The sequence below is a fragment of the Dyella sp. genome, assembly GCF_035503745.1.
Classification (GTDB): domain Bacteria; phylum Pseudomonadota; class Gammaproteobacteria; order Xanthomonadales; family Rhodanobacteraceae; genus Dyella_B.
In genome coordinates, this window is sequence record NZ_DATJTC010000017.1 from 81,322 (window position 1) to 95,863 (window position 14,542).

The window sequence follows — 14,542 nt, forward strand, 5'->3', positions numbered from 1 at the left end:
AGGCCGGGTCCGCGCCATAGGGAAGGGTCCGGGCAAAAGAAAGGGGCCCGGATTCCATCCCGGGCCCCAAGTTAAACCGGCTTGGCCGGGCCTTACTGGCTTAGCGTGGTGATCAGCGCCGCCTTTGGACTGCCCCAGCCGGTCACCAGGTCGTAGCCCGTCACGGCCGAATAGCTGCCGGACTTGCCGCTGGTAATGTCGTGGAAGTCGGTGGTGTAGGTGCTGGTCAACGCACCGCCGGACTCATTCTGCGGATACACGGTGGCGTTGAAGTTGCCTACCCCGGCCGAGCCGTTGGCCGCCAGCTGCTGGTTGACCAGCGCGATGAAGGCCGCCCACATCGGCGCCGCGAAGCTGGTGCCGCCGTACTCGTTGGCCGTGCAGGTGGTCTGGTCGGCGCACACATAGAAGGTGAAGTTGGCGTTGGCCGCCACATCCGGACCATTGCGGTACTTGGTCGAACCCTTGTTGCTGGAGTTGATCACGCCGCTGATCTGCTGCCATGACGGAATGGCGATCTTGTCGGGCGAGATGCCGCCTCCGCTGTCCGTCCACGCCGTTTCAGACTTCCACGGGCCGGCCGCGCTGCTGGTGGTGAGGTCCGTGCCGCCGACCGAGATCACGTTGGTATCGTCAGCGGGCCATGCTTCGTTGCGCGAGGACCAGGTCGAATCGTCACCCGAGGCGGCGAAGAAAGTCTGGCCCTGGGCGGCCATCTTCTCAAAGTAGGGATCGAGCGTGGACGGATCGTCCGGCGTCCAGCCCCACGAGCAGCCGATGGTGGTCGGCAGCGGGCTGTGCGTGGTCATCGCACTGATGATCGCGGTGTCGGTGGAGCCGACATACATCACCAGGCTGTTCAGGCCCGGTGCCATGCCAAGCGCCTGGGTCATGTCCAGCGTCTGCTCGGTATCGTCGCAACCGCTCGATGCCGTGCACGAGGTGCTGGTACCGTCGGTCGAATACACCGTCACGGGCACGTTGTTGGTCTGCTTCACGTTCTTGTAGTACGTGGTCAGGTCAGCGAGATCCGTGCCATAGAACTCCCACAGGCCCAGGTTCTGGCCGGCGCCGGTGAGCGCAGTGCCGCCGTAATAGGCCGCGCGCATGTCGCTGCCGAGGAACGAAGAGGACGGACCCGAGCCGGTGGTCGCATGCGACACCAGGCTTTCCGCGCTCAAGCCGTGCGTCTGTGCGTAGGTGGTGCGATTGACGTACAACGGGTGGGGAATCGAATAGTTGTTCAAGCCCGACACGTGCCACAGCGGAATCGCCAGCGACGTAGTCGGTTCGCGATCGGGGCTGTAGAACACGCGGTTCTCGGTGGGGTGCTGATAGGTGTTCATCTTTACGTTGAACGCCGATTCCACCGACGACACCGGCCCCACGATCTGGATATCCATGCTATCGCGGCTGCCGCCGACCACGGTAAAGCCGTTACGCGTCAGGTACTGCACGACCGTGGCGTAGTCGTTCTGGGTCGGGCCGAACTGCGCGGTGAATTGCGCGGGCGTCAGATAATGGCGATACGTCGGGCTCGACGGATTGGTCACCGCCGCGACAAACGCATCCAGGCCTGCCTGGTCGCGCACCGGCAGCACCACATCGAGCCTCATCAGCTGCGAGGAAGGCAGATGGCCCACCTGCTTGGCGATGCCTTGATTGACCACGTCGCGCACATGGTGCGTTGAAAACTGTGCGGCTTGCGCTGCTGTCGTTGCGCCGAATGCCAAGGCGATGGCAACGGACAAGCCGCATGCCTTGCGCGCCAGGCGAGAAATTCCCTTTCCAGCATTTATTCCAGTCGAAGCTGCTCTATTCATTTGAGAATGCTCCCCATATAGACAGTGACGGTGAAAGAAATGATTGGAGGAACCAGCAAAATACCCCCCTCCCCAGGGGTGCCAGTGGCCGCGGGAGCGTAGGCTTGCCAATGTGGTCTTGGAGTGAAGCTGGAACACGAAACGGCGCGTCGGCGACGCGAGTTCGTCAAAGCGTGACGCGGTACCTGGTGCACCGAGAAAAAGCGCATGGAAAGCGTGAAAAAACGTGCTGTTCGTGACGGCTGCGTGTATGCAAAAGCCGGTGCGCAAAGTCGCGGACGGCGTGGCCACGCAAGCGCCGCGTGTAGGTTGCGTGTATGCAAGCCGAGGCGTCGGCCTCCGGCGCTATCGATGGCGGCGAAGGTAGCGAAGCGACGCAGTGCGTCAGCCCATCGCCCGCCGGTAACGTCAGTGATGACCGATCGCTCCGCTTACCGGTTCGCTAAAGGCGCACAGGTCCATGCTGATCGCAGCGGCGATCTTCGCGTCCAGTTCCCCGCGCTTGAAGTCCACCATCAATTTATCCAGCGATGGCCGATCCAGCATCGCTAGCACGTCGCGCAGCGCATACGAAGCGCAGAACGCCGGCGCGAATCCGCCGCCGTAGATCTGCCGCAACGTGCGGATTTGCACGTCGCCGTGCTGATGCTGGATTTCGCGACCCCTGAACCCGTGGTGCAGGCATCCGTGCGTCGGCGCTCTGGCTCCCATGGCAACCCCCTGACTTACCTGCGGACAACGTCCTTGAGCGTAGGCATACATAAGTCGTGCCAAATCGCGCCTGATGCAAAGCAGGATCGGACCGCAGGTGTGAAGGGATGGCGAAAACTGCAAAGGCGGCAGAGGCGAATTCGTTTTAGCAACTTTTCAATCGATTCAATTCATAGCCGCTTGCAGATCGAATGGGGATGGGATGCCGAGCCGGCGGCTTCTTTACAAGGGCCATGGCCGACGCTGTGTTTGCGGGCAAGGCGCGGCTCGATACCCATTGCAACGTCATACCTTGCCGATCGAATAGCTCGTCAGCGAAAGCCGATTCGCGGCAAGGACCAAGCCCGCGCGGAGCGAGCGTGTTTACGTCAGCGCTCGAACAACGTCAGCGGAATCGCCTCGCCCATGGCGCGATAACCGACCGGTGACGGATGCAGATGATCGCCGCAGTCATAGGCGGGCAGCAGGCGCTCGGGGTGATGCGGGTCGCGCACCACTGCGTCGAAATCCACCACCGAATCGAAATGGCCCGGCGCGCGGATCCACGCGTTGATCGCCTGGCGCTCGGCTTCCGTCAGTGTGCCGGGGTGGTCGTACATCGAGCCGCCGAACGGCGTGATCGTGCCGCCGGTTACGCGGATGCCGTGTGCGTGGGCACGGTCGATGATCTGCTGGTACGCGGCAATGATCCGGTGGGTGAGATCTTCATGCTGCGCCTTGGATACGTCGCCATGCTCCATTTGGGTGCCAAGATCGTTCACGCCCTCCAGCACGATCAGCCAGCGCACACCGGCCGGCGCCAGCACGTCGCGATCGAAGCGCGCCAGTGCATTGGGTCCAAGGCCATCGATCAACAGGCGATTGCCGCCGATACCCTTGTTCACCACGCCTAGCGCGCGCGTGGCCGGCGATTGCTGCAGGCGCCTGGCCAATACATCGGGCCAGCGGTCATTGCCATTGGTGGTGGAAGCGTGGCCGTCGGTAATCGAATCGCCCAGCGTGACCACGGTGCCCGCTTGCGGCGAGCCCTGCACATCGATTTCCGCGATCTGATACCAATGGTCCACTTTTTCGGGCGAGCTAAAGTTTGCCGCACCGACCGCATTGCCATGCACCAGATACGTGGTGGCACGCGAGCCCGGGTGTCCGGTCTCGCCCTGCGGGGCGTTATCCAGATGGAAGGTGACGGCAAGGTTGGACAACGCATCGACGGGATAGTCGATGGGGTCGGAAAGATATTCGGCACCCGCCGGCACGAGCACGTCGGGCGCGCCTGCAAAGCTCAACGCGCGATCGCTGGCAGGATCGATGGCAGGCGCATCGGCCGCCAGCGGACGCGCGATATGCACCGAAGTAAAGTGCAAGGGCGCGGTACCGAATGCATTGGAAACTTTGACGCGCAACGTGCGCCCGGCCACGGACAGATGGAAAATCTGCCGCACGGTGGCGTCTTGAAGATCCTTCGCCGGCAGCGCGTTTCGCGGCTCTGGAGTCTGCTGCGCGGCACCCCAGGTGGCGATCCATCTCGGCACCTGATCGGCGGCGTGTGTCTGCAGACATGCGGCGGCACACACCAGTGCGGCGAACAGGGCGAGGCGCTTGAAATCCTTCCTAGTGCGTTTCATAGGCTTGGGCTGGGGTCTCGGTCGATGGCGGGATCACTGTTTCAGCTGCGCAAGCGTACCAGCTTGGCGGCGTGCATCCAGCGGGCTGGTATCCGTGTACGACCGCAGCGGGAGGTAGCGCCTGCTGCAAGGCATGGCGGACGCCGGAGATGGGGGCCAACCATGCACTCACGTTTCTGCGCCGTTGCAATAGAGCTTTTGGGATTTGAGGTGTATAAGCTCGGCATGCCTGCAAAACGGTGATGCGCCATGACCGATCAGAACTGGATGTTCGCACTGCAGGACGCCATCGACAAACTCCCCGGCGATGAAGCCCCGTTTCGTCTCCACTATGGGCTTAGGCATGGAACCATGAAGGTTGGCCTGTATGCGCCAAGAGGGGAAGACAACCAAACCCCTCATGCGCAAGATGAGCTGTACATCGTCGTCAGCGGGGCGGGCGAGTTCGTCAAGAATGGAATCCGTTCGCCGTTCAAGGCGCAGGATGTTATTTTCGTCGAGGCCGGGGCCACGCATCGCTTCGAGAAATTTTCCGAGGATTTCGCCACCTGGGTCGTTTTTTGGGGAGCGCAGGGCGGGGAGTCGTGATACGTGTTCGCGGTCCCTCTGTACCGCATCAGGAGAAATCATGTTCGATCACGTCGTATTCGGCGTCAGCGATTACGCAGCGAGCAAGACGTTCTTTCTCAAGGCGCTTGCGCCGCTGGGCATGGCGGTAGTGCAAGAAGGACCGCACGGAATCGAGCTTAGCTCGGACGGCAAAGTGTCATTGTGCATGTACCAAACCCAGGACAAGCCGGCGCACCTTCACCTGGCGTTCGTGGCCGACAATCGCCAGCAAGTGGATGCGTTCCATCGCGAGGCCCTGGAAACAGGCGCCAAAGACAATGGTGCGCCCGGTCTGCGCCCGCACTACCACGCAAACTACTACGCAGCGTTCGTCATCGGTCCGGACGGGCATAATGTTGAAGTGGTCTGCCATAGACCGCAGGCGTAGTGCCTTCAAGGACGGGGTCATGGCAAGCATGCCGGCGCCGGTAAATACTGATAGTGGATACGGGGACCGGCTGAGGCGCCTTGCAAAGGGGCACAGGTTGCCTGGGGCGACTCCGTTGGGCTTTACAAGTGCATTGACGTAAGCAGGATGCGCGCAAGCCAACGCATACGTCATAACGCAGACGTCATAAAGAAGGGGTGCAGGCGAAAATCGATCGGCGTTGATGGGCATCCTATGCTTCTTCGAGGGTGCTCAATGCAACGGGCTTTGCATGAATCAGATGCGTCACGTTGTTAGGGACAACGAACCAGGGGGATAAATGAACAAGATAGTGTCGGCGCTCGCGCTCGCGTGTGCCGCATCCGCATTGATCGCGCCGCTCAGTAGCAATGCGCAGGACTCCGGTGGGGCCGCGCTGCCGCCGATACCGCTCACGCCGGGCGCTGGCCCACCGGGCAACGTGCAGAACCCCGCCTACCTGTTCCACCTGGCCCCCATCTATCCCGGGTTCGACGCCGTTTACGGCATCGAAGGGAGCACGGTGCTGCTGGTGTTGGTCGGCAGGTCCGGTCAACCGGAAGATATCAAGGTTGAACAGACCTCGGGGTATCGCGACATGGACATGGCCGCGCTGAATGCGGCCATCCACTGGCGCTTCCGTCCCGAACTGAAAGACGGCGTACCCGTGGACGGCTACGTGCGCGTGCCCGTGCGGTTCACCGTGAACGCCAAAGGGGAGAAACTATGGCCCAAGAATTACGTCGGCGCACCCTACGTGCTCGACGAAGCACCGATACCCTATGCCACCGTCAACGAAGCGTTGACAGCGGTAGCGGCGTTGGCGCACGAGGGCATCTACGACGACCAGGTAAAACACTTCGAGGCCTACAACTTGCGCGACCCGAACAACGTCATCACTGAAAGATGGTATTTCATGGATGTCAGTTCGACGCGCGCCATCGCCGTGCGCTATGTTTTTGCCGGCTCGCCGGACCACCCTGTCATCAAGGTATCGGCACTTTGCGAGCGAGCGAACGTCTGCCAGGACCGCATGCGATGGATCATGGCTGGCCCCTATTCGGTAAGAGTGGCCAGCGGCGGGACGGGTTCGCGCCAATAGGAGGCGCCTGTTTCAAAAGGACGAAAGCTTAGGGATGGCAGGCGCAGGGAGGTCGCGCGCTTTTTGCCCAGGTTGCTTGTCGTGGGCATCGTTCACGCAGCCGGTCAGGAGCAAGGCGGCACGCCTGCCATCAAGCACGATGGCAGGCGTGGCCGCCAAGCCCCACTTACATGCCGTGACAGCGTTCGCGATAACCTTTTGATGCGGTGTCCCTATTTTGCGGAGCTCGGGATGTGCAGCTCTTGTCGTTCGCCCCGACGGAGGCGTAACCGCCCGATTGCGCCGGCCTGCCGCGTCGAAACCCCGATTGAGCCGGCACCGTACCCGTTACACCGCCATTGTCGCGACCGCAACGCCAGGTGTTCGTCAAACGCCGCTTGAACAGGCAACTGACCGGAAGCAACGCCAAGCGGGGGTAGACTGTGGAGTGGGACGCTCACGCGAGGCCAGTTGCAGTCATGAAACCACTTCACTTCAAAAGCATGGTTTACCAGGCGAACGGCAAAGAGCCGGCGCGCGATGTGAAATCGCCGTTCGACGGTTCGGTAGTGGGTACGGTCGGCACGGCCTCGGCGGAGGATATCGAGCGCGCGCTAGCGACCGCCTATCGGCTGTTCAAGGATCGGCGTGGCTGGTTGCCCGCGATGGATCGCGAAGCGATCCTGCGGCGCGCGGCCCAGCACATGACCGAGATGGCCGAGGATCTATCCATGCTGATCGCGCTGGAAGGCGGCAAGCCGCTGATCGATGCGCGCGCCGAAACGGCCCGGGCCATCGATGGCATCCTGTCGTGTGCCCAAGCCATCCGCGACCATGGCGGGCATGTGATCCCGATGAACGTCAATGCCAGTTCGGCGCATCGCATGGCGTTCACGCAACGCGAACCCATCGGCGTGGTGGTGGCGGTCAGCGCCTTCAACCATCCGCTTAACCTGATCGTGCACCAGGTCGGCCCCGCGGTGGCCGCCGGGTGTCCGTTTATCGTCAAGCCCGCGACCGATACACCGCTAAGCTGCCTGACGCTGGTCGATATCCTGCGCGAGGCGGGGCTTCCCGAAGCATGGGGACAGGCCATCGTGGTGGAAGACAACGAACTGGCATCGCGCCTGGTCACCGATGCGCGCGTGGGGTTTTTCAGTTTCATCGGCAGTGCCGGCGTTGGCTGGAAGCTGCGCTCGCTACTGGCCCCCGGCACGCGCTGTGCGCTTGAGCACGGCGGTGCCGCGCCGGTCATCGTGGCGGCCGATGCGGACCTGGACAAGGCCATCCCCAAACTGATCAAGGGCGGCTTTTATCATGCAGGTCAGGTCTGCGTGTCCGTGCAGCGCGTTTACGTCCACCAATCCATGGCGCGCGATGTGGCCGATCGTCTTGCGCGCGCCGCAGAAGCCCTCGTCGTCGGCGACCCGACCAAGGCCGAGACGCACGTGGGGCCGCTGATCCGCAAAAAAGAACGCGATCGCGTACAAACCTGGGTGCAGAACGCCGTAGCCGCCGGCGCGCAATTGGTGACCGGCGGCAAGCCGGTGGGCGAGACCTGCTATGCGCCGACGATACTGTTTGCACCGCCGCCCGAGTGCGAAGTCAGCCAGAAGGAAGTGTTTGGGCCGGTTGTCTGCGTGTATCCCTACGACGACATCGAACAGGCATTCGCCGCCGCCAATGCATTGCCGGTGGCCTTTCAGGCGGCCGTATTCACGCGCGATTTCGATACGGCGATACGCGCCTTCCACAGCCTGGATGGATCGGCGGTGATGGTGAACGAGCACACGGCCTTTCGCGTCGATTGGATGCCGTTTGCGGGCTTGCGCGAGTCCGGCCTGGGCGTGGGCGGCATTCCCTACACGTTCCATGACATGCAGATCGAGAAGATGTTCGTGGGGGTGAGTCCATAGCCGGCGGCGACGCGTAGGCGGCCCGGTCGGGAGCTTGCGTTCGCTTTGCCGGTCATCCGGTCATGTCGCCGCGCCGCGGCGTGTCATCGCAGCGCGTAGCGCGTGAGCGTTTCACGAGCGCCTGTGTAGGCGCAGGGCGATTCGTGCCCTGCGCGGGTTGGACGCCGCGCGGGATGCCTGTAATGTCACCGCACCTTCGCCATGGACAACGGCGTCGGAAAAGGGGAAAGGAGACCCCGCCGTTCATGTACCCGCAAAACGATTTTCGCTACCTCGCGTTCGGCCGCTTCGCCCCGCCCACGCTCCGCTTGCCACAGGGATCATGGCTTTCGCCGTGGCCGCCGCTACACTCGGTCGGCATGAACGCACCCTCCCGCTTACCTCAGGCAGGCGTCCTCACCGACGACGGCGCGACGTTTCCGCTGAAAACCTTCGCCACGTTGTGGACGATATTCTGGCTGCTCATGATGAGCGTTACCGCGCAGGATGCTCTGCGCAATCCGCATACGCTCTGGTGGGAGCCGGTGCTGTGGGAGGGCAGTTCAATCCTGGTCGCCACGGCATGGATGCTGCCTGCACTGCGGGTCCGCCAGCGCTATGCGGTGTATCTGGACAAGCCCCTGGCCTGGTTCGCCTGCTACGTGCGCTGGTTGCCGCTTGTAGCCGTCACGTTCATTGCGGCGGTGTATGCGATACGGTTTGGCGTCTATGCCGCCGTCGGCCGTACCTATGAGCACTCCAGCTGGCGTTTCATCGTGGTGTACGAGAGCGTCAGGCTGGTGCTTTTTGCAGGGCTGTGGCTCGGTATCCTGTTCGGGATCGATTCCTACGGCCAGTGGCAGCTGCAGCGGCATCGCTTGCTGCAAACGCGCAAAGCACTGGCCGAGGCGCAGCTTGCGCAACTTCAAGGCCAGCTGCGGCCGCATTTTCTGTTCAATGCGCTCAACACCGTCTCGGCGCTGATGCATACCGACGTCGAGAGGGCCGACCGCCTGGTCGCTATGCTCGGCGACCTGCTGCGGATCAGTCTTCGCTCGATCGAGCATGAGATGACGCCGCTTGCCGACGAACTGCACACGCTGCAGCTTTACGCCGACATCATGCGCGAGCGGTTCCGCGACCGCGTCAGCGTCCATTGGCATACCGACGAGACGCTGCTGTCCACGCCCGTGCCCGCGTTATTGCTGCAGCCCTTGCTTGAGAATGTCTTCAAGCACGGCGTCGAGCGTACGGTGGCGCCGGTGCGCATCGACGTCCGCGTCCGGCGCGAAAGCGGCGCGCTGGAAATCCTGGTGAGCAACTCCGGCTCGTTGCTGACACCGGGGCATCGCGACGGGGTGGGCTTTCGCAACTGCCGGGAGCGGCTTGGCATCATCTACGGCCACGCGGCATCCTTGCTGGTGCGCAACGAGGGCGACGGCGTGGCCGCGCGTGTCCTGATACCGCTGACGAGTGCCTTCGCATGATGCGCGTCATGATTGCCGACGATGAAGCCCCCGCGCGCGAGAAGCTCGAACACTGGCTGGCCGAGCAGCCGGACGTGACCGTGGTCGGTTCGGTCAAGGATGGATTGTCCGCGGCGCAGTGCATCGAGCAACGCCGCCCGCAAGTGGCGTTTCTGGACGTCCAGATGCCGACCTTGTCGGGGCTGCAGGTTGCCGCGCAGCTCGATCCATCCAGCGCGCCGCTGATCGTCTTCGTAACAGCATTCGACCAGCATGCGCTTAAGGCGTTCGACCTCAATGCGGTCGATTACCTGCTCAAGCCTTATGACCGGGAGCGCTTCGCGCGCACCGTGCAGCGCGTTCGCGAGCGACTGCAGTCGTATCAGCCCGGGGCCAGGGCGGTGGCGATGGGGCGGGCGCAGTGGCCTGCCTCCGAGCGCTTGCTGGTACCCGATGGCGAACGGCTGCGGCTCATCGAGACGGCATCCATCGAGTGGCTGCAAGCCGACGACAACTACGTCCACGTGCATACGGCCGGTTCCCGCTACCTGCTGCGCAGGACACTGCACGATCTGCTGTTCCAGCTGGGCGAGCAGCGCTTCATGCGCATACACCGATCGACGGCGGTCAATATCGGCTGCATCGCGGCGCTCGCTCCGCTCTTCAAGGGCGACTACGAGGTTCATCTGCATAACGGCCGCGTGCTTCGACTCAGCCGGCGCTATCGCGACATGCTGTTCGCCCGCATGGTCTGGTAACGTCCGCTTCGCCACGCCGGAGTCTCCATTCGCCCCACGTCGGCTGACAGACGGCCCTGTGTGGATCAGGCTGCGCGCAAGTCGGGGGATGTCCGCATCGGCACATGAAGCGGTTCCGGCGCATGGATCGGGCTCGGCGCGATGTGCAAAGGGCGGACGGTCCAATAGGCAGGTTCACCTATCTGAGGGAGAAAGGCATGCGCCGTCGCGATGTGCTCAAGGCCGCCATGTGCGCGCCGTTTTTGCCGCTGGCGGCTTCCTGGAGCATGCGAGCGCATGCCGGCACGCGCCTGCTTGCGCGTGTTCGCCCCGGCGATGCAGCTTGGCCAGGGCCCGCGCAGTGGGATGCGCTCAAGGCGCAGGTCGGCGGCCGGCTGATCGAGCCGCGCTCACCTTTTGCCGAAGGCGGTGCGGCAGCGCAAGAGGCGCTCAGGTATCTGCGCAATCCCTATTATCTGGGCGACCAGCCTGGCCTTACGGAAACCAGCGGCTGGTTTGGCGCATGGACTTCCCAGCCCAGCCGTTACGCCGTGGTTGCCAGGGATGCGAGCGATATCGCCGCCGCGGTGAAGTTCGCCCGAGAGCATCGCTTGCGCCTGGTAGTCAAAGGCGGCGGCCACAGCTACCAGGGCACCTCCAACGCACCCGATTCGTTGTTGGTGTGGACGCGGCAGATGCGGCAGATCCAGCACCATGCGGCGTTTGTGGGCCGGGGTTGCGAGGGTCGCGAGGCGCCATGTCCGGCCGTTACGCTCGGCGCGGGCTGCGTCTGGATGGACGCCTACCATGCAGTGACGACATTGGGCGGGCGCTATGTGCAAGGTGGCGGCTGCCCTAGCGTGGGCGTTGCCGGGCTCGTGCAGAGCGGTGGGTTCGGCCACTTTTCCAAGACCTTCGGCACGGCGGCCTCCAATTTGCTGGAAGCGGAGCTGGTGACTGCCGATGGGCAGATCCGCGTCGTCAACGCGAGCAGCGACCCGGATCTGTTCTGGGCGCTGAAGGGCGGTGGCGGCGGCACGTTCGGCATAGTCACCCGCGTAACGTTGCGCACGTTCGATCTGCCCGGCTTCTTCGGCGGCGTGGGCGGCGACATTCGCGCATCGAGCGAGGAGGCGTATCGCGCGCTCATCGCACGCTTCCTGCAATTTTACAAGTCGCAGCTGTTCAATCGGCACTGGGGCGAACATGTCACCCTGGGGCGCAACAACGTGCTCAGCTTCACCATGATGTTCCAGGATCTGGACGCGGCGGCGGTGGAGAGCATCTGGGCGCCATTCCTTCAATGGGTGCGTGCACGCAAGGCGTACACCTTCGACAGCCCCGTGAACGTCATCGCCGTTCCGGCGCAGCATCTGTGGGATGGGGCGTATTTCAAGGCGCATCTCCCCGGCCACATGCGGTTTGACGATCGGCCCGGCGCGCCGCCATGGAGGGCTTATTGGGACGGCGAGCAATACGAGGCGGCGTGGTTCATCCATGGCTATCGTTCGGCGTGGCTATCGCAGGCGCTGCTGCATCCCGATCAAAGCCGGCATCTGGCGGACGCGCTTTTTGATGCGTCGCGCACGCGCTTCGTCGAACTCTACTTCGGCAAGGGGCTTGCCGGCGGACCGCCCGATGCGCTTGCCCGCACCGGCGATACCGCCATGAACCGGCAGGTACTGGATGCCTTTGCGCTGGCGATCCTGGGCGCCGGCGGCGATCCGGCCTTTCCCAACATGCCGGGCGCGAAGATCGATGCGAAGCAGGCACGCGGCGACGTCCACGATCTGGACCAGGCGATGGCGGCGCTATACCGGCTGAACCCTGGCGCCGGCAGTTACGTCGCCGAGAGCGATTACTTTCTCAGCGATTGGCAAAGCCGGTTCTGGGGACACAACTACACGCGCCTGGCGGCGATCAAGCAGCGCTACGACCCCGATGGGCTGTTTGTCGTTCACCATGGCGTGGGAAGCGAAGCCTGGAGCGCAGATGGCTTCGCGCCCGTGGCGAGCACGCAGCAGGCTTGATGAATTCACGCGTGCTGAAGGGCGCATCGGCGACGTATCGCCTGCGCCCGCAGCGTAAGGACCGGCCAAGCCGGCGCAAACAAAAAGGACCGCGCGGGCGGTCCTTTTTGCGTGGCATGGCATGAAGTTTACATCAGGGCAGCAATTGCACGGTGGCTCCATACAGCCCCGATGCATACTGCGAAAAGCGATCGAGCCAGGAGAGGTTGTTCAAACCCAGCCAGCAATGGCGGCCATCCACCCATCCGGTCAGCGCATTGTTCTTGGAAGAAATCCTGCGGTCGTAGCACTCGCCGAAGCTGTCCTGGTAAAGATAAGCCTGATGGCTGTAAGTATCGGTCACCCCGGTAAAGTTCTCCGACGCGTCATACAGGATGGTGTTGTTGCCATCGAAGGTATTGTCCAGCCTGGCCGAGGCGGGCAGCGCAAAGCCGGCCTGCACGGAAACCGATTGCCGGAATCCCTGCTCCTTCACATGGCTGTATTGCTGGAAGCTTCCATCGGTTTGCTGGAAGAAGCCCAGGTCCAGCTTGAGCGGGTAGCTCAGGTGTTGCTGCAGCACCACCACATTGCGGTTGCCGTCCGTGCGCGTGGTTTTCGAATCCACCGTCGAGGTCTGTACGATATTTTCGCCCTCGCTGTTGGTGGGCAGGGTGTAGTCCTGCGAGTTTGAAAAATCGACAGTCTGCGCCACTTCGGTTTTCACCGTGCCATGCGAGGTGGTCACGACACCGGCGATGGTAAAGCTGCGCTTGGAGGTAACGGTAATGTTTCCGCCCGTCACGTTGCCGCTTGAATCGGTAGTGAGGTTCTCCACGACCTTCGGGGTGGGTGCGGCAGCCAGGGTATTGGCAGTGACCGATCCGGTGACCTGCTTGGAACCGTGATCCAGATACAGCAGCAAATTGCCCGCCACGCTGAAGTACTGGTTGGCATTGAACACGCTCATCGAGACGCTGTGCGCCTTGCCGTCATCGAGCAGGCCGGCGAACGGGGTAAGGTCGACGCGGTAGGGAACGAAAGACAGTGTCTGCACGCCGGGCGTAGGTTCCCAAAGCCAGGGGTTGCCCGTGCCGCCGGTATAGATCCACGGGTAGACCGGAGCGACACCCGCGGGCTGGCCGTCGATGGAAATCTCCGCTTCGCGAAATGCCGTGTTGTTGCAGCCGAAGAAGCTCAGGTCGCCCTGGTCGTTGGGGTTGCAGGAGTACCAAATTTCATCGTTGCTCTGGCTTTGCGTATAGACGTCCAGATAGGCGCGCTCGATGTTTCGCGGCAACGAGGTGTATGTGGCCGTGTATTGGTCGGCGGTGGTATTCAGTGCGTAGGTTCCGTTGGACGGATCCGGATTCATCGACAGCACCACGTCCGGGCGCGGCTGCAACGTGTTCTGCGACTGGCCGCGCGGCAGCGGGTAGAAATACAGCGACGCCGAGCCGCTCAGTTTGCCGTCGTAGGGGCCCTCCACGTAGTTGACGAAGTCCGAATGTCCGGCCTGGGCGCTCTTGAACACGGCACCGTAATCGGTCACGTCTTTTTCGATGTGCCAGGTCGTGGCGCCCGGCGGCGCAATGCTGGGTTCCTGCGTGGTACCGAAATAGAGAATCGCGCCGCCCAGCCAGATGGAGCCGGTGCGATCGAACTGGTTGGTGCCGACCATGCTCATATCGATGGTCAGCACGACCTTCGCCCACGGGCCGGGGCATCCGGCGGGTGGTGTGTAGTTAATCGGCGTCGGGCCGCTGGGGTTGTCGAACGATTGGTTGGCGTAGAGCGGAACCACGCATGGCGTCGTGGGCGGCCGGGGCACGGTCGGATCGGCGACAGCGACATTGTGCGAGCCGACGGTCAAAGACTGCGCCCAAGCATTGGGCAGGCCCGCACAGGCCAGCACAGCCACGACGCATTGCAAGAGGGAAAATTTCAGATGCCTGCCAGCATACGGACGAGTCGACACAACGCCACCTCCCTTTAATCGGTGCCATTTCAATCGATAGAAACCCCTGTGCCGCACGTGGTATCACGGCGCCACATACCCCCGCAATCTGCACTGCAGCGTATCGCGGATGGGAACCGACCCAAGGCGGCCATATAAACGGCCGCGCGATGCCATGTCAGGGTACTGTCAGCCTGCCATGGTTTGGTTACACTGGATCGAT

The 14,542-nt window shown here is 62.8% G+C and carries 11 protein-coding genes; 7 read left to right on the plus strand and 4 right to left on the minus strand.

Features of this window, described 5'->3' with window-relative positions; genetic code table 11:
* Positions 1–92: 92 nt before the first annotated feature.
* The 3 genes from VME63_RS06380 to VME63_RS06390 all read right to left on the minus strand — a co-directional run bounded on the left by VME63_RS06380 (position 93) and on the right by VME63_RS06390 (position 4,159).
* The gene (locus VME63_RS06380; RefSeq protein ID WP_325431420.1) at positions 93–1,751 is read right to left on the minus strand and encodes a S53 family serine peptidase; all 1,659 of its coding nucleotides are present in this window, start codon (positions 1,749–1,751) and stop codon (positions 93–95) included.
* 480 nt (positions 1,752–2,231) lie between these two features.
* On the minus strand, positions 2,232–2,534 hold the full coding sequence (locus VME63_RS06385; RefSeq protein ID WP_325431422.1) for a hypothetical protein: 303 nt from the start codon (positions 2,532–2,534) through the stop codon (positions 2,232–2,234).
* A gap of 368 nt (positions 2,535–2,902) precedes the next feature.
* Complete coding sequence (locus VME63_RS06390; protein WP_325431424.1) at positions 2,903–4,159, minus strand: SGNH/GDSL hydrolase family protein; 1,257 nt, start codon at positions 4,157–4,159, stop codon at positions 2,903–2,905.
* A 249-nt stretch (positions 4,160–4,408) separates the two neighbouring features.
* Here VME63_RS06390 and VME63_RS06395 point away from each other — a divergent pair, with 249 nt between their 5' ends.
* From VME63_RS06395 to VME63_RS06425, 7 genes are all read left to right on the plus strand, one after another.
* Positions 4,409–4,747 (plus strand): cupin domain-containing protein, encoded by a 339-nt coding sequence (locus VME63_RS06395; protein WP_325431426.1) that lies wholly within the window; start codon positions 4,409–4,411, stop codon positions 4,745–4,747.
* A gap of 40 nt (positions 4,748–4,787) precedes the next feature.
* The gene (locus VME63_RS06400; protein WP_325431428.1) at positions 4,788–5,156 is read left to right on the plus strand and encodes a VOC family protein; all 369 of its coding nucleotides are present in this window, start codon (positions 4,788–4,790) and stop codon (positions 5,154–5,156) included.
* 319 nt (positions 5,157–5,475) lie between these two features.
* Complete coding sequence (locus tag VME63_RS06405; protein WP_325431430.1) at positions 5,476–6,276, plus strand: energy transducer TonB; 801 nt, start codon at positions 5,476–5,478, stop codon at positions 6,274–6,276.
* A 458-nt stretch (positions 6,277–6,734) separates the two neighbouring features.
* A complete protein-coding gene (locus VME63_RS06410) occupies positions 6,735–8,171 on the plus strand; it encodes an aldehyde dehydrogenase family protein (protein WP_325431432.1) in 1,437 nt (478 codons plus the stop codon).
* Between the two features lie 62 nt (positions 8,172–8,233).
* Complete coding sequence (locus tag VME63_RS06415; protein WP_325431433.1) at positions 8,234–9,637, plus strand: sensor histidine kinase; 1,404 nt, start codon at positions 8,234–8,236, stop codon at positions 9,635–9,637.
* Positions 9,634–10,374: a LytTR family DNA-binding domain-containing protein gene (locus VME63_RS06420; protein WP_325431435.1), complete on the plus strand. Its 741-nt coding sequence runs from the start codon at positions 9,634–9,636 to the stop codon at positions 10,372–10,374. Before VME63_RS06415 ends, VME63_RS06420 begins: the two co-directional genes overlap by 4 nt.
* Before the next feature lie 197 nt (positions 10,375–10,571).
* Complete coding sequence (locus tag VME63_RS06425) at positions 10,572–12,383, plus strand: FAD-binding oxidoreductase (protein ID WP_325431437.1); 1,812 nt, start codon at positions 10,572–10,574, stop codon at positions 12,381–12,383.
* Positions 12,384–12,516: 133 nt separating this feature from the next.
* Here the strand turns inward: VME63_RS06425 and VME63_RS06430 are convergent, their stop codons facing one another.
* Positions 12,517–14,283, minus strand: coding sequence for a peptide-N4-asparagine amidase (locus tag VME63_RS06430; RefSeq protein ID WP_325431439.1), 1,767 nt, complete (start codon positions 14,281–14,283; stop codon positions 12,517–12,519).
* Positions 14,284–14,542 lie beyond the last annotated feature (259 nt).